Below are 21,580 nucleotides of genomic sequence, written 5' to 3' on the forward strand. Positions count from 1 at the left end.
CGTGCGTGCGAATGTAAATATTCGACACGAATTTAATAGGGGTGAAGTGTGAGCCGGGCAAAGCGTCCGTCGAGGGTCAGCCGGCTGTCGCCGGATGCCGTTGAAAGCGGCTGGCACCCGAAACGACTTGCACTGCCGTTAGTGCCGCCGCGCAGCGGGCGCTCCTGACGACGTGACCGAGTTGACCACGCCCAGCACCATGTCGAGGGTGGCCTGTTCTGCCATCTCCCGCTGCTCACTCGATTCATGTTGCGCGCGTTCAAGATCGGCGAGCAGAGCGAAGACGACGGTGATCAATCCTCGAGTGCGCAGCGCCCGCAGACTGTCTGGCCGGGGTGGGGCCAGGGCTTCGAGGCGTCGCACGATGAGGGTGGTCGCGGTCCAGTCGCGCCGGCCCGTGAGGTCGACGCCGGGGTAGTCGCGGATCTTCTCCATGAACCGCGCGTGGAAGCCGGGAGCGCAGGCGCGCTGATGGTCGAAGACAGGCCCCAGCAGCGCCTGCAGCAGCCCGCGGGCGGTGAAGTCGCGCTCGGCCTCCAGCGCGGCGAGCCGTTGCAGACGTTCCGGTTCGAACACGCTCTGTCGTGCCTCGATGACGGCGGAGATGAGTTGTTCGCGGGTGCCGAAGTGGTATCGGATCGCGGCGCTGTTTCGCTGTCCCGCTGCCGCCACAACCTGGCGCAGCGACACCGCGGGACCCTGTTCGGCGATGAGCCGTTCGGCGGTGTCGATGAGCGTCACGCGGGCGGGTTCCTTGCTGCCCTCCTCCACGTCGCAGAATCTACCACGAATGTATTGCAGAGTTAACCCATATGTATTAACGTCGGCCGGCGTAAAGGCGGTTGCCGCCGAGACTCTGTCGTGAGGTTTCTTCGATGCCTGAACTGGGCCACATCCCCACCGATGCGGCGGCGATCACGCGCGACCTGATCGAGCGGTTGATCGGCACCCTGAATCCCGGCGTCGGGGTGCGCGACCTCCGCATCCGCAGGGTGTGGCAATGGGGCGAAGGCGACGCGGTATCGACATCGGGACGCGTCGATCTGGAGCTGACATATGACGAGGCGGGTGCCGGTCTGCCGAGGCAGGTCGTGCTGAAGCTCGCGCGCCCCGACCTGCCGGCATATCCGCTGTACCGCAACGAAGTTCAGGTGTACAGCCGTCTTCGGCCGTGGCGCTTGGTTCGGACGCCGCAGTGCCTGGGGGCGTGGTTCGATGCGGCCACCGGAAGTTTCGGCCTGGCCCTGGAGGACCTCACCGCCCGGGGCGCACGGTTTCCGTCCGTGGCGTCGTCCCCGTCGTTGACAAGCCTGGAAGATGCCATCGGTCAGCTGGCGGGGTTTCACGCGTGGCACTGGGGAGCCCGTGCCGACTGGTCGGCTCCGGAGCTCAATTGGGCGCAGACGCACGTTGCGGGTGAATTGCACGATCTGTTCAGCCACCCCGATCTCGTGCCGGCGATGATCGCCGACGAGGTGGCCGGCAACCTGCACAAGCGGGAATTGGTCCAGTCGGTGGACGAGACCGTGGAGTCGTTGTACGACAAGGTTCAGCTGGTGCAGCGCCACCAGTCACAGTTGCAGCAGACCCTGTTGCACGGCGACTGCCACGTGGGCAACACCTTCGTGCTGCCTGATGACTCGATGGGATTCGTGGACTGGCAGCTGAGCGTCCGCGGCTTTTACATGCACGACCTGTCCTATCTGATCGTCACGGGACTGGATGTCGCGCAACGGCGCGCGCACGAAAGACGGCTCGTCGAGTTGCATCTGAGGCTGCTGCGCGGTCACGGCATCGAGGATCTGCCCACGCCCGCCGAGGCGTTCGAGGAGTACCGCCGTGCCCAGGCGTGGAACACCTACATCGGCTGGCTCACCTGTCCGGTGGCGAACTACGGCTGGGAGATCAACGTGGGAAACCACATTCGGCTGCTGACCGCGTATCGCGACCTGGACAGCGGTCGCGCCATCGAAGCGATTCGCTGAGCCGGGCTGCCCGGCTCACTCCGCCACCGAACTCGCATCGCCCGTCATCCCCAGCCGCTCGCCCAGCCACGGCAGCGTCACCGCGAAAGCTCCCGCCGCCGACGGCCAGTCGTGCTTGCCCGGCAGCGCCGTCAGTTCACACGAAATGCGGCTGTCCCGAGCGGCCTCGCACAACGCCTCCGCCGCATCCTGTCCGACACCGTCTTGATCCCCAGAAGTCCCCGGGACCGCGAACAGGCCGGACATGCCGGTGTAGGGACCATGCCGGCGGATCGCGGTCCTCGGGTCGAACCGCCGGTACGCCTCGGCGTCACCGCCGAAGAGCCGGTCGATCGTCTGTTCCTGCGTGCCCGCGTTCGGTCCGATGTCACCGCCGATGTCGACGAAGGCGCGGAAAATCTCGGGATGCATGACCGCCAGGTCGACGGCGCAGGTGCCGCCGGAAGAGAAGCCGACGACACCCCACTTCGGTTGTCCGCCAAGGCCGAACATATCTCCGATCTCTGGGATCACCTCCGCGACAAGGTGCTGCGCGGCGTTTCCGCGGGGCCCGTCGACGCATTCGGTGTCGACGGCGAATCCGCCGGTGGCGTCGGCGAAGACGGCGATCGGGGCCTCACCGCGGTGTGCCGCGGCGTATGCATCAAGGGCGTGGGTGGCATTGCCCACGCGAATCCAGTCCGCCGGAGTGCCGAATTCGCCCCCGATCATCAGGATCGCCGGAAGCGGCTTTCCGCTGAACCAGGCGGGCGGCAGGTAAACCCATTCGCGGCGGTGCGAAAACCCCGACATCCGACTCCCGGTGGTCACCGCCACCAGCTTCCCGCCTTGTACCGCAACGCTTTTGCGCTGCATCGCGTAGGCGGCCTTGATGTCGACCTGATTATGAAGTGGCCTGTTGGTGAGCTGGCTCCACGCGGCATCGACGGTGGGGAAGTAGCCCAGCCAGCCGTTGATCGTCAAACCGACGCACAGTAGGCAGAACGATGTCGCGAATACCGACGCATTGCGCCGCCAACCGCCGGCACCGCGCCAGCCGGCGACGACCGTGGTGGCGGCCAGCCCGAAAAGGAAGACCCACAGCCAGAGTTGCCAAGGCGCGGGCTCGCTGGCGATTCCCAGCGTGTCGTAAGTCCAGTGCGCCACCGCAACGGTCACCACTCCGGCGGCCACGCCCACGGCGACGAGGCGCTTTCGCCACCCGAGGGCATAAAGCAGCGCCGCGACGGTGACGATTTGCACCATGGCGGGAATGATTCCGTGCATCAGCGAGAGGTGCGGCACGTCGACCCTTCAATTCGGACAGACCGAGAGAGTTACCCGCAGTTAGAGCCGGAAAACGTGGCGCGCGGCACTGGGAGTTCGAGGTTCAGGATGACCTTGCTGTTCAGCCCTCGGCAAGCCAGCTCGATTTTGGAAACAGACTTCGCGAAACCACCAAATCAGCCCAACACGGCGTAATCACCCGAAGCGTGATCCGGCTTCGTGCGAGTTTTCGCTTTGAACGCCGCGTGGTTCGCCGCGGGGCGCGCGGTTTCTACGACGCGGGAGAGTTCGCGTCGCGGCGTTGAGGGCAACGGGTCCGCGCCGTCTGGTGCCCAACCGACTCGCAGCAGCATCTGGGGATGCCCTCGGCCGCCCAGCACCTCGTAGCGAACGGCGTCGCGGGTCGCGGGGATTTCCAGCGGCTCGGTGATCGGGCAGGTAGCCAGTCCCATCGCCGTCGCGGTGAGCAGGAGCGCACTGGTCGCCTCGCCAGCGCACAGCTGGGCGAGACGGTCGTCGGATGCGGTGCTGAGCACCAGGATGGCAGCGTTGTCCTCGGAGGGTGAGGCACCGGGTGGCTGCGCCAAGCCAGGCGCCGCGAAGATACGGCCAGGTATCGTTGCGCCGCAGTCATGTTCGGGGACGTTGCGGGCGGGAACACCAGCTCGCGACCCGTATCGCCCACTCCACCTGGTGAGCTCGATGAGGTAATCACGGTTGGTTGCGTGAGCCTGTGCAGCTTGCTTGGCGATGTCGTGCAGTTTGTCCCTGGCGTCGACCGGGTGCAGCATGACACCCATTCGAGCCGCCAGGGCAACCATCGAGGCGATATCAGCCGCGGCAACGGGGCGTGGGCTGTAGATTCGCCGATCGGTTCGACGCTGCGTGATCGCCGCCGCCAGAGATATGTCGGCACGATCGGGGGCCTGTGGGTACACCTCGATGGTGGCGAGGTGGTCAGGATCGGCCGGATCTGGGTAGCGATGCACGACGGCCCGCCACCCCATCGCTGCCAACGCGATGACGCAATGGTTAAGTGCTGCACCGCAACTCACTATCAGATCCCGGCCATCGGGGTCGGTAGCGGCAAGTTGCAGGCCTGGGTCGGCATACAGGTGCAGACCGCTCTGGTCCACCCGCCAGCGCCACGGCTGCGTGTTATCAATAGACGGTGCCCGGGTCGCCAGTGCGAGGAGTGCACGGATCGCCTCAGCATCCAACGGTGGGGTGGGCATGGCAGCGGGATCCGCTGCGGCTTCGGTATCAACGCCGCCCGCGACCGCGTTGTCGAGATCACACCGCAACGCCTCACCGCATTCTCGATGACCTTGGTTCTTCGAGCTCACCACGACCGCCTCCTGACTTCCTCTTCGGCTCAAGGCTTTCGACTGCTGCCGGCTCATTGGTGATCCGACGACTCTTGCTCCAAGAGCAATTTTAATGAATAATATCCTTTAAATAAAGGGTGAGCAACTGGTGGCATGCAGATGGGAGGTGCTGGTTGTGGACGAATTGACGACCCTGGATGCGGGATTCCTGAAAGCCGAAGACGCCGACCGGCACGTGAGTTTGGCGATCGGTGGTCTGGCGGTCATCGAGGGACCGATCCCGGACCGTGCGGCGCTGCTGACGACACTGGCGCAACGGATCCGCGCCTGCCCTCGATTCGCGCAACGGCTACGTACGCGTCCGCTGGATCTCGGTGCACCGCAATGGGTGGACGATCCCGACTTTGATATGGGCCGCCACGTTCGGCGCCTCGCGCTACCATCGCCCGGAGACGACCAAGAGTTGTTCCAACTGGTCGCCGACGTCATTTCCCGGCGTCTGGACCGGGATCGACCGCTGTGGGAAATCTGGATCATCGAAGGCCTCAGTGACAACCGGTGGGCAATGCTGACCAAGATTCACCACTGTATGGCCGACGGAATCGCCGCCGCCCACATGCTCGCCGGGCTATGCGATGACGGCATCGACGAGAGTTTCGCCAGCCGCATCCGCGCCACCAAAGAGTCGCAGGAGCAAGGGCTTTCGGGCGGCATACGGGGTGTAAGTCCACTGAGCGCCCTCGGTGGGGTGTGGAGAGCCTCGGCTGCCATGGCGGCGACCGCGGCCCGCACGGCGATGGGTGCTGCCGAGATTGCCGCTGGGTTGCTGCGCCCGACCACGACGTCTCTGAATGGGCCAATCACCACATTGCGCCGCTACAGTGTGGCGCGGGTACCGCTGGCCGACATCGCGCAGGTGTGTCAGGCATTCGATGTCACCATCAATGACGTTGCGCTGGCTGCGATTACGGAAAGCTTTCGCAACGTCCTCATCGCACAGGGTGAAACGCCCTCGCCCGATGCGCTGCGCGCATTGGTGCCGGTGTCGATGCGCTCCGCGGAGGGGTTCGCCATGGCCGGCAACCGCGTCTCGGTGATGCTGCCTTACTTACCGGTCGATGAGGGGCACCCCGTTCAGCGGCTGCGGATGGTCCATTCACGATTGCATCGCACGAAGTCGCACGGTCAGCGGCAGGCGGGTCACGCATTCGTGTCAATGGCCGATCGCATTCCGTTTCCGCTGACCGCATGGGCGGTCCATCTGGTGACCCGGTTACCGCAGCGTGGTGTCACGACATTGGCGACGAATGTTCCCGGCCCTCGTCAGCCCCTGAAACTCATGGGCCAGCGGGTGCTCAGTGCATTCCCGGTGCCGCCGATCGCGATGCAGTTGCGAACTGGGGTGGCGATGTTCAGTTATGCGGACGACTTCTTCTTCGGTGTCCTTGCCGACTATGATGCCCTGACTGATATCGACGCCATGACGCGCGGAATCGAGCTGGCGGTGGCACGACTGATGACAATCGGCAAGCAGCACAGGCGATTACGTGGTCGCCGTGGACTGTCGCTGATCGTTGACGGCTAGCCGGACCACGACCGTGGGAACGCGCAGCTGATGCGGTGATCGTCCGCGGTGCATACCGCACCGGCCTGCAGGCATGCGGGCCATGGCCTTTGGGGATGAATGGTCATATCGCGTACCGCAGGGTTTGCGAACACCTCAAGGAAATCGACCGTACGGGTGGGGTGGTACTGCTGACGGCGTCTCGCGATGTCAAGTTGCACGTCACCGGCCTGCGACCTCGATGATGCCATGGGCGCCGCGCTCGGCGTCGACCATCGCGTGTGACACGAACGGGTAGCGACCGGGCTGGCCGAAACTCATTTCGACGAATCCGCCTTGGGCCGCGAACAACCCGAGGGCCTGGGCACCGCCTGCGCTCGGGCTTCCCTTGCCGCCAAGCCGGTAGTCGCCCTCGGACCATACAGTGTCGAACTGACCCCCGACGACGTGGAACGAGGTGCCACGATTCGGTCCGGCTGCGAGGACCCAGATGCGAACGCGCTCGCCCACCCGCGCGACCAATGGTGCATGGTCGTATTGGCGGGCATAGCCGTTGAACACCACCAGGTCGGGCTTGTCCGCGACGACCTTGTCGCCGTCGGCAACTTCGCCGGGCGCGCCGAGGTACATCTCGGACTGGACGATCACATACTCGCGATCGACGCGCGGCAGGTCCGGCGGGTCGATGACAACCGCCCCGAACATGCCGTTGGCGATATGCAGTGACATCGGCATCGTCGAGCAGTGGTAGAGCCAGATGCCCGCCCGCGTCGCGGTGAACCGATACACCAGGCGCTGACCGGGCTGGATGGTCCGCATCGGTTCGTCGGGGGCGAGCGCACCCGCGTGGAAGTCGATCGAATGCCCGGTGGTTCCGTCGTTGACAAGGGTGACCTCGAAGACGTCGCCGACCTTGCCGTGCAATGTGGGGCCGGGTGCGGTGCCGCCAAACGTCCAGAGCCGCTGGCTGATTCCGGGGGAGACCTCCCGTTGGACCTCGTTCACGGGCAGCGTCACACGGTGCTCGGGCGTTGCCGGCGGCAGCGCGGCGTCGCGTGCGGTGAAGCCCGGCGCCGGGTCTGCGCTGAGGCTGCGCGCGATATCGCCGGCGGAGATCGGTGCGGGATGCGGCGAGTCGTGCGAGTCGTGGTGGGCCGGGTGGGCGGGGGGCATCGGTGCACCGGTGACCCGGACCGAAAAGGTCATGCCCATCTGCCGGTGTCCGGCCACCGCGCACCAGCCGTCGAGGCTGGAGCCGATCACCCCGGCGTCGAGAACGGCCGACTCGCCCGGCGCGATCCGGCCGGTGCGGGTGCCGTTGGACAGCACCAGGTCGTGTTGGTCGGTGCCGGTGTTGTCCAGGGTGATCTGCAGTCGATCTCCAGCCGGAATCTCGACCGCGTCCGGCACGAAACGCATGCCCTCGATGCGGACCGAGACCATGGTGGTGTGGCCCGTGGCGGCCACCGCCACCTGCGGCGGGGTGCCGAATCCGAGCGACGCCGGGTCCGCGGCGACGGCGGCCGCAGTCGTCAGCACCACGACCCCGAGTCCGGCGGCGGCGACGCCGAGCCGGCGCCGCGGTGGTGCCATTTGGGGTTGGCCTGGAGCGGAAGGCTTTTCGCGATCGCGGTGTACCCGCCACACCGCCCGAACCAGCAGCGGCAGGAAGGCCGCGTAGGCCACCAGCACCAGCATTGACGCCGCGACCCGCACCAGACTGGGAGTCGGAAGGACGCAGAGCGGCAGCCCGGCGTTGGCGACGGTGAGCCGCCAGGGAGCCCCCCGCTCGAGTTCGGCTCCGGCCGCCAGCGTTGCCTGACGCCCACCCATCACCACGGGCGCCAGGTAGGTCAGTGACCCGAGTAGCACCTGCACCAGAAAGCCGGCCAGCACCGGCGCGGTGAGTTCGCCCGCCGCCGCGACGGCTGCCGGCCAGGTCGGCGAGATCGCCAGTGCGACGGCGGCGAAAGCCAGCGACCCGAACAGCCAGGCGACGCCGGCCAAGACCGACAGCGTCGCAAAGTCGTTGGGCCGCTTGCGGCGGATCTCGTCGAGGTGCGGCCGCAGCACCATCCCCGCGGCACCCAGATACCCGACGACACCCAGGCCGGCGATCGGCGGTGAGCCCATCACCGCACCGCCGGCGGCCACGGCCAGCGCGGTGAGCAGCATCGGCAGGCCGCGGCGAGCGGCCACTTCGACTCCGTTGGCCATCCGGGTGCGCAGCATCGTCGGCCACAGTGTGACGAGCGTGCCCAGCACCGTGAGCGCCACCCAACCGAACAAGTTCAGCGCCGCATGTGCGATGACGAACCGCTCGTGGATATTGCCGGGGAGCGCCGGATTCGCCATCGCCACACCAAGTCCCGCGCCGATCGCCAGACACCCCGTCGCGGCGACGTAGTAACGCACGGTGACGCCGAAGCGGGCGGGTAATGCGGTGCGCAGCTGCCGTAGAAGTGTTGCCCCGTGTGCGAGGGCGACGACGGCGACCACGACACCGCCCGCCAATACCATCGGCCACCACCGGCCGAGCATTCCGACGACCACAGTGACGGCGCCGGCGTTAAAGGCACTGAGGCGCAACGCTTCCGCCGTATGCTTCGGATCGGGCGGCCGACGCAGCAACGCATCGGCGAAATGCCGGCTCCAGATCAAGATGGCGTTTCCGGCCGCTCCAAGCGCCAACAGATGGATCAGCAGCCAGCCGGACAGCGGAAGGAACCGATGCGCGGCCGCCACCGCGACGAGCGCAACGAGCCAGGCGAACACGACCGCCCCGACACGCAGATGCCATCCCGAGCGATTCATGCCGGCACCCGACCGGCCGCACGCGTCGCCGAATACCCGGCGACGGCGATGAACCCCAGGACAGCCACGATGTTCAGCACGCCACCCGCCTGGAGCGCCCAGTTGATGCCGCGCGCGTCACCGACCGCCAGTCGCAGCAGCAGCGACAGGTGCAAGAGCGCCGCCGGGCCGTACATCAATTGGGTGTAGGGCAGCGGGCGACGTAACACAGCGGGCAGAATCACGGGTGCGTGCGCCATGATCATCGACAGCACAAAGCCCAGCATCACCGCGTGCACCACGGCGTCATAGCCTGCGCCGGAACGGATTTGGCCGACCAATAGCCAGATAGACGCCGGCACCAGCAACCACACGTAACCGGCAAGCAGGCACACCGCCATGTATCGGGTCAGGCCCGTCGCGCGCACGGTGTGGCGAGCGACGTCGAACCGGCCCAGCCACACCACCGTCGCCAGCAGCGCCGCGCCGAGGATCGGGTAACCGGGTCCCTGCCACAACAATGCGGCGACGGTACCGGCGACCATGGCCACCACGACGACGATCAGCAGCGTCTCGGCGGGGGTGCCGAGCATCGTCACGCGGGCCAGCTCGAGGCGCTCTCCGACGATCGTGAGGATGAGAAAGCCCGACAGCCAGGGCAATACGTTGGGAACCGGCACACCGCCCAGCCACAACAGCGCCGCTCCGGTCGCCAACACCGCGCCGGCCATCTGCAACACGATCGCGACGTCGGCAGATCGCCGCCACAGTGACACGTATACCCCGAGCAGCACCGCCGACCCGGTGAGCAGCAGCACAGGGCCAAGGTTTCGGGGTGCCGGGCCGACCAGCAGTATCGCGCCGACGCCGAGGAATGCCGGACTCAGATAGGCCCACCATCGACGCGCGGCCACTGCGCGCTCCAGCGCAATCACCGTTCCGGCGAACCCGAGTACCAGCAGGACGCCGTGCACTTCGGCCAACCGTATCGTCGTGATCGGTGCGGGCAGGCCGAGGAGCACCAGCGCCGCATCGAGTCCGGCGAGGAGCGCGAACCCGCCGGGAACCAGGAGTAGCGATCGGGCCGGGGTGTGTCGGTCAGTCACCATGTCGCACAACGGGTTCGGGCATGAACAGCCGGCAGGCGCCGGGTTCGGCGAATGGAATGAGGTCGAGCCCCCGGCCGCTGGGGGCGCCGAGGCGCTCCAGCATTCCCTCGACGATGCCGAGGTGGACCTGACAGACGACGGTGGGGTAGCGGCGGGCGGCGTCCAGCAAGGGGCAGCGGCGTAGCGCGATGCCTCCGATACCCTCGTGGGCGCCCGGGGTGCCGCCATCTTCGTCGTCGGGCGCGAAGCCCAGGCGGGTCAGCGCCGCGAGCACGGACTGCCGCGGATCGCCGCCGGCCCGATTGCCCTCGTCGACGAGTTCGTGTCCCCACTCGATGCCGGCCGCCCGCGCATCGCGCTCGGGGTGGACGCTGGTGCGCGCCAGATGACCGGCCAGTGCGGTCGCCAGACCGGCGTAATCGCGGACCGCGACGGTGGGGTCGGCGGCCGACACGCGGTACAACGTGGCCGGACGTCCGCGTCCGAGCGCCGTTGCGGCGGAGCGCTCCACGAGCCCGAGTTCAGCGACCGCGTCGAGGTGTTCGCGAACGGTGTTGGGATGCAGTTCAAGAGCGCTGGCGGCTTCGGCGACCCGGACGGGGGAGTGTGCGCGCACGTACTCGAGCACCCGCAGCCGCTGCCCGGACAGCGCCACCGGGGCCCGGAGCACCGGTGTCGGAGCGGGGCCCAAAACCGCCAGGTCTTTTTTCACGGAATTTATTGTAGTAAATTAGGGGCGATGCAGATAGGGCAATGAGTCACCTTCGCTCAGCGAGCTTCTGGGACTCAACGGAAAGGAACCAACATGTCAGGCACCGACGTGATCGTCGCTTCCACGGCCGCTGACGCCGATGCGGCCGAAGCCATCAAGGGGCATCACGCGCAGCTCGCAGGGCAGCTTGCGGTGCTCACCGATGCGATGCTGTGGGCGGTCGAGCGCGGTGCGGCCTTCGAGCCGCCACGAGCCGCTGCCCTGGTCTTCCTGACCGGCGAGCTATTGCCGCACGCCGCCGCCGAAGAGGAGCGCCTCTACCCGGCCGCCACTCATTCGGAGCGCGTCCGGCCGCTGGTCGAATCGATGATCGCGGTGCACCGCATCATCGGCTCCCTCGTCGAGCGCATCCGCATAGAGCCGCCGGTGCGGGCAGCCGCGTGCGGTCACGCCCTGCGAGTGCTGTTCGACGCACACCTTGTTGACGAGAACGAGCGGCTCTTGCCTGTCGTGGCTGCCGATCCCGACGTTTCCCTCGTCGAGGTGACCCATGGCATGCACGAACTCGTCGGACGTGCGGACTCCGCCAACGATGCCGAGCCATTACACAGCTGCGGCTGTTGTGAATCCGACGCTGACGATCCGGTGCTCGACGTTCGCGAGGTGCCGCACTCGATCCGGCATGCCACCGTGTTCGGCGCGTTCGATGCCGTTCCGGCCGGCTGCGCACTGGTGCTGATAGCTCCCCATGATCCGATCCCGCTGCTGCGTCAACTCGACCACCGTGCCGCGGGCCGGCTCGAGATCCAATACGAGCAGCGCGGGCCGGAGGCCTGGCGGCTGCGACTGATCAAGCGGTGAACGGCGGCCGGCTTCACCTCTAAAGTTCGCGAGACAAGGCCGCACGAGGGCACGCTTCGATGGCCTGTGCGACAAGCGTCTCCTGCTCGACGGGGACGGGGTCGGTGATGACCACGGCGTATTCGTCATCGTCGAGTGCGAACACCTCCGGGGCGATATTCACACAGAACGCATTGCCCTCACATCGATCGCGGTTTACCACGACTCGCATCAAAATCCTCCTTACACCCGAGCCGGGACGTCGTACGGGGCGGCGCATCGCAACAGCCAGATCTCACCCGCCGGCTTGCTGGCACACCCACCCCTCGGGGGCGCGGCCGGTCACGATGAACCGGGTCAGTTCCGCGCTCGTATGTGGTGGCAGTTCTGTGTCCGCGTTCGGATAGATGACCGGCTCCTCTTTGGAATTGTGCTGCAGCAGTTGATCCAGCAGCTTTATGGACATATCCCTGAGCCGTGAATAGTCGTGTCCGTCGGCGAGCAGATCCGTCAGTGCGTCCATTGTCTGCCACAGCTGACCGTGTTCGCGCATCATCACAAAGATCGGCATCACGACCCCGGCGTCGCGCAGCGGCGGAAACAGGAACACTTCTTCGAGATAGATGTGCCGGCGCAGCGCTTCCAACGTCCCGGTGAGCGATTCGGTTTGCACGCTGCCGCAATCGAGCTTCTCGATGAAGGCCTGCAGCGCAGCGTCGATTTCGCGGTGTTCCCGCGTCAGCTCGGCCGACAAACTCGGACTGGACATCTTGTGCACCTCTGCGTCAGCCCGCGTGACGGACAGGTTCGCTCTCGTCGAGCTCGGCATCGACACTGATCGTGGCACCGGCGAACAATCGCGAAACCGGACACAGGCCGGCAGCCTCGCCCACCACGGCCGCGAACGCCTCCTCGTCCAGGCCCACGACACGAGCCCTGACCTGCAACCGCGACGCGGTGATCGTCGGGACTCCGTCGACCGCATCCAGGGTCACGGTGGCGGTGACATCGAGTCGCTCTGGCGGCGTGTCGTTTTCACCTAGTTTCAGGGCCAATGCCATTGAAAAGCACGATGAGTGCGCTGCTGCCGCCAGCTCTTCGGGGCTGGTCTTGCCGCCCGGCTGCTCGGTGCGGGAGGCCCAGGTCAACGGCAGCCCATCCAGGGCTCCTCTACTGCCCTGCGACAGCTTGCCTTCGCCAGACGCCAACGGCCCTACCCATGTGGTCCGCGCGGTCCGATCCGCGATGCTCATATTGCTCGACCCCTTTTCGCAGCTGGGCAGTATTTATACAAGTTGTACTTGTGTAAACTCTAGACTGTCACCTTGGGCATTGGCCAGGTCTATCGCGAGGCAGCGAGCATGCAATCGACGGCAGCGATTCCTCGCCCCGTGACTCTGTCGCGACCTTGTCCGCCGAACTCAGTCACTCCACCATGGTGTCCGGCACGGCGCACCTGGTCTTCTCCTGTGCCGCAACGCCGTTCGTTATCGGGAGACAGCCGTGGCAGCCGGTGCTATTATTAATGAATAATATCCTCTAAATCGGCTGGCGGGACGGGACGAGAGGACATGCGGGTGGGCAAGCACGACAAGGGCGAGGCCGGACAAACGCATCACGCGGGTCGCAATCGGCAACGCCAACGAGTTCTGCAACTGGTGCGCGAACACGACGAGCCGGTCGACGCAGACGAGCTGGCCGCGCGGCTGGGCCTGCACACGACCACGGTCCGTTTCCACCTTGACGGGTTGTGCGACGAGGGAGTCGTGGAGCGCAGCCGGATCACGCGAGCCGGTGTGGGTCGTCCGCGCACCGGCTACCTCGCGGTGCGTGAGCGGCTGGACTATCGAATCGTGGCCGAGATACTGGCACTGGAGCTGGGCGACACGGCCGACAAGCGGCGCCGTCGCGTCGAAGCCGCCGGCCGGCGCTGGGCTGAGCGGATCCCCGATGGCGTCTTGTACGAAGACACTGCGGGACAACGTATTCCGGACGAAGTCGGGCCGGCGAAGTTCGTTGAAGCGCGAGCGGCATTGATCACCACGGTGTTCGACCGGATGGGTTTCGGTCCCGAGCTGACCGCGGCCAGAAAATCGTCCGACGGCAACCAGCGGACCATCCGTCTGTACCGCTGCCCCGTCCGCGATCTGGCCCGTGATCACCCGGAAGTGGCGTGTGCCCTGCACCGGGGGTTGCTGCAGGGACTTGTCACGAAGTCGGCAGCGCGCGGGGGGAATTCGGCCGTTTCGGAGCCGCGGATGCATGCCGAGCTCAAGCCCTTCGTCGAGCCCGAACTATGTCTCGCCAGGGTGATCGCGTGTGACTGACATGTGCGCCCCGGTTGGCCCCGCGATGCCACGTTCAGGTTCCGGGCATCAGATGGTTTGGTGACGCCCGAAGAATTCATGATCTTCGTTGTAACCGCCGTACCCGCTGCCAAGGTCGGAGTAGTTCGCGACAAACTCAATGCCCTTGAGCCACTTCACATGCCGAAAGCCATGCTGCAGCTCATTGCGAAGCCGCAGCGGCGCCCCGTGGCCGTAGGTTAGCGGCTCCGTTCATGTCGTAGGCCAGCATGCTCAGATGGTGGCTCACCCCATTTCGCCGCACCCGACCAGCCCCGGATGCAGAAGTGCTGGGTGATCTGTTCGTGGTAGGGCAGGCCGTGCAAGTCCGCCAGGGAGAACTCGCTCGGATGCTCGACAAGGCCGTAGACCTGGAGGCACCAGCCCGCAACCAGTAGCGCAAACCCGATGGGAATCAGCCACAGGGTGCGCAACGAATGACGCGGTGTGCCGGGGCCGCGGCTACCCAGGGAGTGTCGGAAGCGGGTTACGTTGTCGGTCATGGGCGCTCACGCTCAGTGTGGTTTATACAAGACTGCTTGTGTAAACTCTACGCCATGACATATGTAATTGGGGAGCCGTGCGTTGATGTGATGGACCGGGCCTGCGTCGAGGAATGTCCGGTCGATTGCATCTACGAGGGTGGTCGCGCGCTCTACATTCATCCTGACGAGTGCGTGGATTGCGGTGCGTGCGAGCCTGTTTGCCCCGTCGAGGCGATTTACTACGAGGACGATCTGCCCGAAGAGTTGCGCCCCTACCAAGCGGACAATGCGGCGTTCTTCTTCGCGACGCTTCCTGGCCGTGACGACCCCCTGGGGTCGCCGGGCGGAGCCGCCAGGATGGGTGCCCTCGGCGTCGATGCACCGTTGGTGGCCAGCCTGCCCCGGCGTGACCCTGAGCGATTATGAGTCCAGTCGAAGTGCGACGCGAGGAGTCCTCGGGTCGGCGTGGTGATGTGCTGCGGGCATTGAAAGCGCGATCAGGCCCGATGAGCATTACTGAGATAGCCAAAGTGCTTGATGTGCACTCTAATACAGTCCGTTTCCATCTGGACACGTTGGTCAGCGAGGGCCGGGTTGAGCATGTCGCGCCAGATCGCAAACGGCCTGGGCGGCCACCGCTGATGTTTCGCGCGATTCCACAGATGGATCGCAGCGGACCACGTCATTACCGGTTGCTCGCCGAGATTCTCGCGTTGACTCTCGCCTCCGGTCGCGATGCCAGTGGCAAGGCACAAGCCGCGGGTCGTACGTGGGGGCGGGAGTTCACAACGAGCTCGCCGCGGGGGAAAAGATCAAGCATCAACGGCTCTGTCAACCACCTCGTAGAGGTCCTCGACGATTTCGGGTTTGCGCCCGAGCGCCGCAGATCCGGGGGAGAGCACCAGATCGGCTTGCGCCACTGCCCATTCCTCGAACTCGCCGAGACCCGACGCAAGGTAGTCTGCTCGATCCACCTGGGCCTCATGCAAGGAATTCTCGAAAGCCACGACGCATCAGTTGCTGTCGACCGACTGGATGCGTTCGTCCAACCCGATCTCTGTCTGGCTCACTTGAGACCGCAAGGGAACTCTCGGTGAGCCCAGTGGTCGCCGCCGCCTTGACCTCGTAGCCACTACGCCCAAGTCGGCCTCGAAGTGGTCAAATCGATCGCGCTGGCCGTTGTGGGTGTGCTTCTCCTGTCGGGACACCCGCCGACGTAACGGCGTCGTCGACTCTAGGCCGGGGATCGGCCGGGGATCGGCTGGGCCGCCAGGGGCCGCCGAACGCAGGACATCTTGGCTTCGGCGGCGCCGTTTAAGATAATGCGATTTGCCGATAACGGGTTTTCGTCGGCACTAGGCGGGAAGTTGATATCAGTACGGGCGCGGCTCCTAGAGGGGGAGGTGACGTCGATGTTCGACACAAGGAAACGACCGGCATGACCGCGTTGAGAACCGGTGAGGGGTTGCCCGACGTCGTGGTCACCGGCGTGGCGTCCACGACGTCGCTCGCGCCCGATGCCGAGGAGACCTGGCAGCAACTACTGCAGGGCAGCAGCGGAATTCGAAAATTGGACAAGGATTTCGTGACCGAGTTCGAGTCGCCGGTGCGTATCGGCGGTCCATTGCGCGAAGACCTGGACGAGCAATTCGGCCGCGTCGAGCTGCGCCGGTTCGCGTTCATGCAGAAGTTGTCCGCCGTCGTCAGCCGGCGCTTGTGGGAGCAGGCCGGCTCGCCCGACGTCGACACCAATCGGCTGATGGTGTCGGTCGGCCTGGGCCTTGGCAGTACCGAGGACATTCCGCTCTGGCACAACATCTGGAAGGTCAAAGGCCTGAAGGCGATCTCGCCGATCTCGGTGCAGAAATACATGCCGAACGCGCCCGCCGCCGCGATCGGGCTCGACCGAGAAGCGAAAGCGGGCGTCGAGACGTCGGTGATGGCCGACGCGTCGGGCACCGCGGCAATCGCCCAAGCGTGGCAGAGCATCGTCCTCGGAGAGGCCGACGTGGCGATCTGCGGCGGTGTGGAGACCGTGATCGAGGCGGTTCCCATGGCCACGTTCTGGCAGCTCGGCATGCTTTCCATCAACAACGACGACCCGACCGGTGCCTGCCGCCCGTTCGATAAGCACCGCGACGGCATGGTGCTGGCCGAAGGCGGCGCGATGATGCTGGTGGAAACCGAGGAGCATGCCAAAGCGCGGGGTGCGCCGATCCTGGCCCGATTGATGGGGGCCGCCGTGACGTCGGACGGATGCGACGCCGTGCTGCCGGACCCGGCCGGCGAGCGTGCCGGCGATGCTATCGCCCGTGCGATCCACCTGGCTGGGCTGACGCCGTCCGACATCGACCTCGTCAAGGCGCATGCCGCCGGCACAACGTTCGGAGATGCGGCCGAGGCGCGCGCCATCCGCCGGGCACTCGGTGATCATTCGCCCGCGGTGTACGCGCCCAAGGCGGCGCTGGGCAACTCCCTCGGCTCGGCCGGCGCGATCGAGGCGGTGCTCACCGTCCAGGCGCTGCGCGACCAGATCGTGCCGCCCACACTGAATTTCACCGAAGCCGACCCCGACGTCGACCTCGATGTCGTGGCCGGTGAGGCCCGCCGCGGCAACTACCGCTACGCCGTGGCGGAATCGTTCGGGCTGGGCGGCAACAACGTCGCGGTGGTGTTCGGCGCGGCCTGATCGCGGCCTGACTCAGCTGCGTACCTCGACGTCGTCAACTCTGGTGACGTCCTTATCGCCCGGGCCATGCGCCCGCCCGATGTGCGCTTCGTCACGCATACGCTTGACCATGTGCGGATAGTGCAGCTCGAAAGCCGGCCGCTCCGAACGGATCCGCGGCAACTCGGTGAAGTTGTGCCGCGGCGGCGGGCAGCTGGTCGCCCACTCCAGCGAGTTCCCGTAACCCCACGGGTCGTCGACGGTCACCACCTCGCCGTAACGCCAGCTCTTGAAGACGTTCCACACGAACGGGAACATCGACAGGCCCAGGATCAGGGCCCCGACGGTCGACACGATGTTCAATGTCTGGAAGTTGTCGGTCGGCAGATAGTCGGCGTAGCGGCGCGGCATGCCCGCGTCGCCCAGCCAGTGCTGCACCAGGAACGTGGTGTGAAAGCCGATGAACGTCAACCAGAAGTGCAGCTTGCCCAGGCGCTCGTCGAGCAGCCGCCCGGTCATTTTCGGGAACCAGAAGTAGACGCCGGCGTAGGTGGCGAACACGATGGTGCCGAACAGCACGTAGTGAAAGTGGGCGACCACGAAATAGGAGTCCGTCACGTGGAAGTCCAGTGGCGGGCTGGCCAGCATCACACCGGTCACACCACCCAGCAGAAAGGTGAGCAAGAAGCCGATCGAGAACAGCATTGGCGTCTCGAAAGTCAACTGGCCCTTCCACATCGTGCCGATCCAGTTGAAGAACTTGATTCCGGTCGGGACCGCGATCAGGTATGTCATGAATGAGAAGAACGGCAGCAGAACGGCACCCGTGGCGAACATGTGGTGTGCCCACACCGCGACCGACAAGCCGCCGATCGACAGCGTCGCGTAAACCAGCGTGGTGTAACCGAAGACCGGCTTGCGGGAGAACACCGGAAAGATCTCGGTGACGATGCCGAAGAACGGCAGAGCCACGATGTAGACCTCCGGGTGGCCGAAGAACCAGAACACGTGCTGCCACAACAGCACTCCGCCGTTGGCCGGGTCGTAGATGTGAGCGCCCAGGTGGCGGTCGGCGGCCAGCCCGAAAAGGGCGGCGGTCAGCAGCGGGAAGGCGATCAGCACCAGCACCGACGTCACCAGGATGTTCCAGGTGAAGATTGGCATTCGGAACATCGTCATGCCGGGTGCGCGCATGCATACCACGGTGGTGATCATGTTGACCGCGCCGAGGATGGTGCCCAGACCGGCGATGATCAGGCCGGTGATCCACAGATCGCCACCGGCACCGGGAGAGTGGACGGCGTCGCTGAGCGGGGTGTAGGCAGTCCAGCCGAACTCGGCCGCGCCGCCGGGAGTGATGAAGCCCGCAAGCACGATCAGCCCGCCGAACAGGAACAGCCAGAACGAGAGGGCGTTGAGCCGCGGGAAAGCCACATCGGGTGCGCCGATCTGCAGCGGCAACACCAGGTTGGCGAAGCCGAACACGATCGGGGTGGCATACAGCAGCAGCATGATCGTGCCGTGCATGGTGAAGAGCTGGTTGTACTGCTCGTTCGACAGGAACTGCAGGCCGGGTGCGGCCAGCTCGGTGCGCATCAGCAGCGCCAGCAGTCCGCCGATGAAGAACATCGTGAAGCAGGTGACGACGTACATGATGCCGATCAGCTTGTGGTCGGTGGTGGTGATCAGCTTGTAGACCAGATTGCCGGTGGGGCCGAGCCGGGCCGGGAAGGGACGACGTGCGGTGAGCTGGGCAGCCTGGGGCTCCGCGATCGACATGGCGGTGCGGATTTCCTGCTTTTGCCACTTCAAACATCGCCGGCGTGTTTGAACGCGAACGTAGTGGTTAGGCGGTTCGGGTGACTGCCATCGATCTCTACCTCGACCCGGTATGCCCGTTCTCCTGGGTGACCTCCCGCTGGCTGCTGGACGCGGCGGACAAGACCGGACGGCCGGTCGTGCTCCGGCAGATGAGCCTGGCGGTTCTCAACGAAGGCGAGGACGCGGACGAGGCGCATCAGCGCATGTTCGAACGGTCACGACGTTTGGGACGCCTGTTCGCCGCGGTCACCGACCGGCACGGCCCGGAGGCTTTCGCCCGCCTCTACGAGCCGATCGGCACCCGTCTGCATGTCGAGAAAGAAGAGGTCACGCCCGGTTTCGTCGCCGATGTGCTGAGCGATCTGGGACTCGAAGACTCACTGTCGAATGCCTTGGATGAGAACAAATACGACTCCAAATACGACGAGGCGGTCCGGCGGGCGCACGCGGCGAGCCAGGACGCCCTGGGCGACGAGGCCGGCAGCCCGATCATTGCGATCGACGGCCGCGCTTTCTTCGGCCCCGTCCTGACCGATCTGCCCGAACCTGACGACCGCGTCGTGCTGCTGGACGCGGTCGTCAGCGCCGCCGGCGTCCCTGCGTTCGCCGTCCTGCAGCGCCCGCACGGATAGACACACCGGGTTGGGCATCCACCAAGTCTTGCCCTAGACCCCAACCTGACACCTATTATTCGTCGGGTGTTCACCGGCGAACTGCGCGGAGCGCAGTGGCGATCCCAGGCGACCCGCCTGTGGGCGCCGACCGCCGTCGCGCTCATCGCCGCCGTGGTGATCGGACTGCAGGTCACGGCCAGCGGCGCCGGGTTCGTGGGTCCGCTGCGCAGCCTGGCCGGAGACTACTTCGGCACACCTACATCGGCCACCGTGCCGTGGGTGGGCCTTGGTGTGGCGATGGTCGGGCTGTCTGCCCGGTACCGGGTCTGGTCGTTGTCGGTGGCGGCGGCGCTCGATATTGTTTTCGCGGCGGTGCGGGTGGCGCGCGGGGGCGCGTTGACGCTCGGCAACGGTCCGCTGATCGTGCTGACCGGTTTGGCGGTGCTGGTCGTGTGGCGGCGCTGGGCCAGAGCTGAACAGTCCACGGCGTTGCGGGGAGTCGCGTTCGGTCTGCTGCTCATCATCGCCACCAAAGTCGGCGACAGCTGGTTGCGCATCACCGCGATTCTGCGACCGGTGGTGATGGACGAGTACGCGCTGTTGGCCGATCATGCCCTCGCGCAACCGTCGTGGCTGCTGGGCCGGCTCCTGCATCTGGGTGGTCCGGTTTTCAACGCAGCGCTGCACTGGGTGTACATCGAATTGCCGGTCGCGGCAATGGTGGTCGCGATCTATCAGCTGCGCAACGTCAGCATCGGCGGCTGGCCGCGGCACTTCCTGATACCGACATTCCTGGTGCTCGGCCTGATCGGGCCGCTGATCTACGTGTTCTTCCCGTTGGTGGGACCGGATTTCGCGTTCGGAAGCGCGGGCCGGGGATTCGAAGTCGGTGACTTCTGGCCGCACGCCGTGCCGCGGATCAACCTGTCGCCCAGGGCGATTGCGTTTGACGGGTCGACGCCGCGCAACTGCATGCCGTCAATGCACACCGCGTGGGCGCTGGCGGTGTTTTTGCACTCGCGTGGGGGACCACGGTGGCTGCGGATGGGCGGCGCGCTGTGGCTGGTCTGCACCGTCGCCGCCACCCTTGGCTTCGGGTACCACTATGGCGTCGATCTGCTGGCGGGCGGCGTGCTGTGCCTGACGGTGGAATCGGCGCTGCGGGAACCGGTGCGCGACCGGATCGGGTGGCGAATCGGCATGACGGCGTTCGGCGCCGCATTCCTGGCCGCGCTCTTGGTGTGTTGCCGCTACTTCGCGGAGGAGATGGCACGCTTCGCGGTGCCGTTCGGCCTACTCATCATCGGGGCGCTGGTGGCGTTCAGCGCCGCGTTTTATGCGACGTACTTCGCCCGGCCGGCCCGACCGGCGAAGGACAGGAGCCTGCCGGTACCCGGCGTCTTCGTCGGTCAGGGTTCGTCGGCCGTGTCCTGATGAACCGCGGCGATGCCGTTGATGATTCCGGCGAGTAGCCGGTCGAGGTGTGGGCCGTCGTCGAACGCCCGCTGGCCGGCGACCAGCCGCATGAACAAGCCGCTGACGAAATTCAAAGTGGCAGAGACCTGTTCGTCGACGGTCGCCGGGTCGAGGTCCCGCCCAGGTTGGGACCGGATCACGATGTCGCGCTGCACCTGCGCGAACAGCGCGATGTTCTCGTCGAACACCGTCGCCAGGTCGGGATCCCGGTTGGCTTGGAGGATGAGCTCGAAGCGGGCCTTAGTGCGGCTGAGGCGAGGCTCCTGCGCCGAGAGCATGATCAGCGCCGCCAGGGGCGAAATGCCGCCCTCGTCGTCCCCACGAGGCTCCAGCACCGCAGACAGATCGGCGAGGTCCAACTCGCACACGCGTCGCGTCGTCGCCAGTAGCAGCGATGCGCGGGTGCGGAAGTAGAACGACGTGCTGCCGGCGGGAAGGCCGGCCCGTTGGTCGACCTTCGGGTGACTCAGGCCCTTGGCTCCCTCGAGGGCGAGCAGCTGGATCGCCGTGTCGCACAACAACCTGCGGCGTTCGTCGGCATTGGCTTTGCGTCGAGTCACGATGGCCGGATCAT

General features: G+C 65.9%; 20 protein-coding genes and 1 pseudogene. 9 read left to right on the forward strand and 12 right to left on the reverse strand.

Annotated elements, in window-relative coordinates:
* Positions 1-138: 138 nt before the first annotated feature.
* Positions 139-771, reverse strand: a complete 633-nt coding sequence (locus C0J29_RS07855; RefSeq protein WP_065163864.1) for a TetR/AcrR family transcriptional regulator — start codon at positions 769-771, stop codon at positions 139-141.
* 104 nt (positions 772-875) lie between these two features.
* Here C0J29_RS07855 and C0J29_RS07860 point away from each other — a divergent pair, with 104 nt between their 5' ends.
* Complete coding sequence (locus C0J29_RS07860; RefSeq protein ID WP_065163863.1) at positions 876-1,985, forward strand: phosphotransferase; 1,110 nt, start codon at positions 876-878, stop codon at positions 1,983-1,985.
* Between the two features lie 15 nt (positions 1,986-2,000).
* On the opposite strand, the gene C0J29_RS07865 is transcribed toward C0J29_RS07860, so the two are convergent.
* On the reverse strand, positions 2,001-3,230 hold the full coding sequence (locus C0J29_RS07865) for an alpha/beta hydrolase (protein WP_242460379.1): 1,230 nt from the start codon (positions 3,228-3,230) through the stop codon (positions 2,001-2,003).
* Between the two features lie 197 nt (positions 3,231-3,427).
* Positions 3,428-4,486 carry an Acg family FMN-binding oxidoreductase gene (locus tag C0J29_RS07870; protein WP_242460620.1) on the reverse strand — a complete coding sequence of 353 codons (1,059 nt, stop codon included), beginning with the start codon at positions 4,484-4,486 and terminating at the stop codon, positions 3,428-3,430.
* A gap of 268 nt (positions 4,487-4,754) precedes the next feature.
* Between C0J29_RS07870 and C0J29_RS07875 the strand changes: the two genes are divergently transcribed.
* Positions 4,755-6,164 carry a WS/DGAT/MGAT family O-acyltransferase gene (locus C0J29_RS07875; protein ID WP_065163905.1) on the forward strand — a complete coding sequence of 470 codons (1,410 nt, stop codon included), beginning with the start codon at positions 4,755-4,757 and terminating at the stop codon, positions 6,162-6,164.
* Between the two features lie 201 nt (positions 6,165-6,365).
* Here the strand turns inward: C0J29_RS07875 and C0J29_RS07880 are convergent, their stop codons facing one another.
* From C0J29_RS07880 to C0J29_RS07890, 3 genes are read right to left on the reverse strand one after another with little or no spacing between them, the layout of a single operon-like run.
* The gene (locus C0J29_RS07880; protein ID WP_120791958.1) at positions 6,366-8,957 is read right to left on the reverse strand and encodes a multicopper oxidase domain-containing protein; all 2,592 of its coding nucleotides are present in this window, start codon (positions 8,955-8,957) and stop codon (positions 6,366-6,368) included.
* Positions 8,954-10,045: a hypothetical protein gene (locus tag C0J29_RS07885; protein ID WP_120791959.1), complete on the reverse strand. Its 1,092-nt coding sequence runs from the start codon at positions 10,043-10,045 to the stop codon at positions 8,954-8,956. The genes C0J29_RS07880 and C0J29_RS07885 overlap by 4 nt, the downstream gene beginning before the upstream one ends.
* The gene (locus C0J29_RS07890; RefSeq protein WP_065163893.1) at positions 10,035-10,757 is read right to left on the reverse strand and encodes a helix-turn-helix transcriptional regulator; all 723 of its coding nucleotides are present in this window, start codon (positions 10,755-10,757) and stop codon (positions 10,035-10,037) included. The genes C0J29_RS07885 and C0J29_RS07890 overlap by 11 nt, the downstream gene beginning before the upstream one ends.
* Positions 10,758-10,850: 93 nt before the next feature.
* Between C0J29_RS07890 and C0J29_RS07895 the strand changes: the two genes are divergently transcribed.
* On the forward strand, positions 10,851-11,618 hold the full coding sequence (locus C0J29_RS07895) for a DUF2249 domain-containing protein (protein ID WP_120791960.1): 768 nt from the start codon (positions 10,851-10,853) through the stop codon (positions 11,616-11,618).
* A 19-nt stretch (positions 11,619-11,637) separates the two neighbouring features.
* Here the strand turns inward: C0J29_RS07895 and C0J29_RS07900 are convergent, their stop codons facing one another.
* The 3 genes from C0J29_RS07900 to C0J29_RS07910 form a co-directional block, all read right to left on the reverse strand.
* Complete coding sequence (locus C0J29_RS07900; protein ID WP_065163891.1) at positions 11,638-11,829, reverse strand: ferredoxin; 192 nt, start codon at positions 11,827-11,829, stop codon at positions 11,638-11,640.
* Between the two features lie 63 nt (positions 11,830-11,892).
* A complete protein-coding gene (locus C0J29_RS07905; RefSeq protein WP_065163904.1) occupies positions 11,893-12,366 on the reverse strand; it encodes a hemerythrin domain-containing protein in 474 nt (157 codons plus the stop codon).
* A gap of 16 nt (positions 12,367-12,382) precedes the next feature.
* Entirely contained in the window at positions 12,383-12,850 is a 468-nt protein-coding gene (locus tag C0J29_RS07910) for an OsmC family peroxiredoxin (protein ID WP_065163890.1), read from the reverse strand.
* Between the two features lie 318 nt (positions 12,851-13,168).
* On the opposite strand from C0J29_RS07910, the gene C0J29_RS07915 reads away from it, so the two are divergent.
* Positions 13,169-13,924, forward strand: a complete 756-nt coding sequence (locus tag C0J29_RS07915; protein WP_120791961.1) for a helix-turn-helix transcriptional regulator — start codon at positions 13,169-13,171, stop codon at positions 13,922-13,924.
* A 48-nt stretch (positions 13,925-13,972) separates the two neighbouring features.
* Here C0J29_RS07915 and C0J29_RS07920 read toward each other — a convergent pair.
* A pseudogene (locus C0J29_RS07920) lies at positions 13,973-14,325 on the reverse strand (molybdopterin-dependent oxidoreductase); the annotation flags it as partial.
* A gap of 174 nt (positions 14,326-14,499) precedes the next feature.
* On the opposite strand from C0J29_RS07920, the gene fdxA reads away from it, so the two are divergent.
* The 3 genes from fdxA to C0J29_RS07935 all read left to right on the forward strand — a co-directional run bounded on the left by fdxA (position 14,500) and on the right by C0J29_RS07935 (position 17,116).
* A complete protein-coding gene (gene fdxA / locus C0J29_RS07925; protein WP_120794623.1) occupies positions 14,500-14,853 on the forward strand; it encodes a ferredoxin in 354 nt (117 codons plus the stop codon).
* Entirely contained in the window at positions 14,850-15,524 is a 675-nt protein-coding gene (locus C0J29_RS07930) for a helix-turn-helix transcriptional regulator (protein ID WP_082994264.1), read from the forward strand. Before fdxA ends, C0J29_RS07930 begins: the two co-directional genes overlap by 4 nt.
* A 341-nt stretch (positions 15,525-15,865) precedes the next feature.
* Positions 15,866-17,116, forward strand: coding sequence for a KasA/KasB family beta-ketoacyl-ACP synthase (locus tag C0J29_RS07935; RefSeq protein WP_120791962.1), 1,251 nt, complete (start codon positions 15,866-15,868; stop codon positions 17,114-17,116).
* Positions 17,117-17,128: 12 nt separating this feature from the next.
* On the opposite strand, the gene ctaD is transcribed toward C0J29_RS07935, so the two are convergent.
* Positions 17,129-18,874: an aa3-type cytochrome oxidase subunit I gene (ctaD, locus tag C0J29_RS07940; protein ID WP_065163887.1), complete on the reverse strand. Its 1,746-nt coding sequence runs from the start codon at positions 18,872-18,874 to the stop codon at positions 17,129-17,131.
* Positions 18,875-18,954: 80 nt separating this feature from the next.
* On the opposite strand from ctaD, the gene C0J29_RS07945 reads away from it, so the two are divergent.
* Together C0J29_RS07945 and C0J29_RS07950 are read left to right on the forward strand one after the other, a co-directional pair.
* Positions 18,955-19,548 (forward strand): mycothiol-dependent nitroreductase Rv2466c family protein, encoded by a 594-nt coding sequence (locus C0J29_RS07945; protein ID WP_120791963.1) that lies wholly within the window; start codon positions 18,955-18,957, stop codon positions 19,546-19,548.
* A 66-nt stretch (positions 19,549-19,614) separates the two neighbouring features.
* Complete coding sequence (locus tag C0J29_RS07950; RefSeq protein WP_120791964.1) at positions 19,615-20,964, forward strand: DUF5933 domain-containing protein; 1,350 nt, start codon at positions 19,615-19,617, stop codon at positions 20,962-20,964.
* Here the strand turns inward: C0J29_RS07950 and C0J29_RS07955 are convergent.
* Complete coding sequence (locus C0J29_RS07955) at positions 20,940-21,566, reverse strand: TetR/AcrR family transcriptional regulator (RefSeq protein WP_162951408.1); 627 nt, start codon at positions 21,564-21,566, stop codon at positions 20,940-20,942. The two genes, C0J29_RS07950 and C0J29_RS07955, sit on opposite strands and share 25 nt — an antisense overlap.
* Between the last annotated feature and the right edge of the window lie 14 nt (positions 21,567-21,580).

The organism is Mycobacterium paragordonae, assembly GCF_003614435.1.
GTDB classification, from domain to species: Bacteria; Actinomycetota; Actinomycetes; order Mycobacteriales; family Mycobacteriaceae; genus Mycobacterium; species Mycobacterium paragordonae.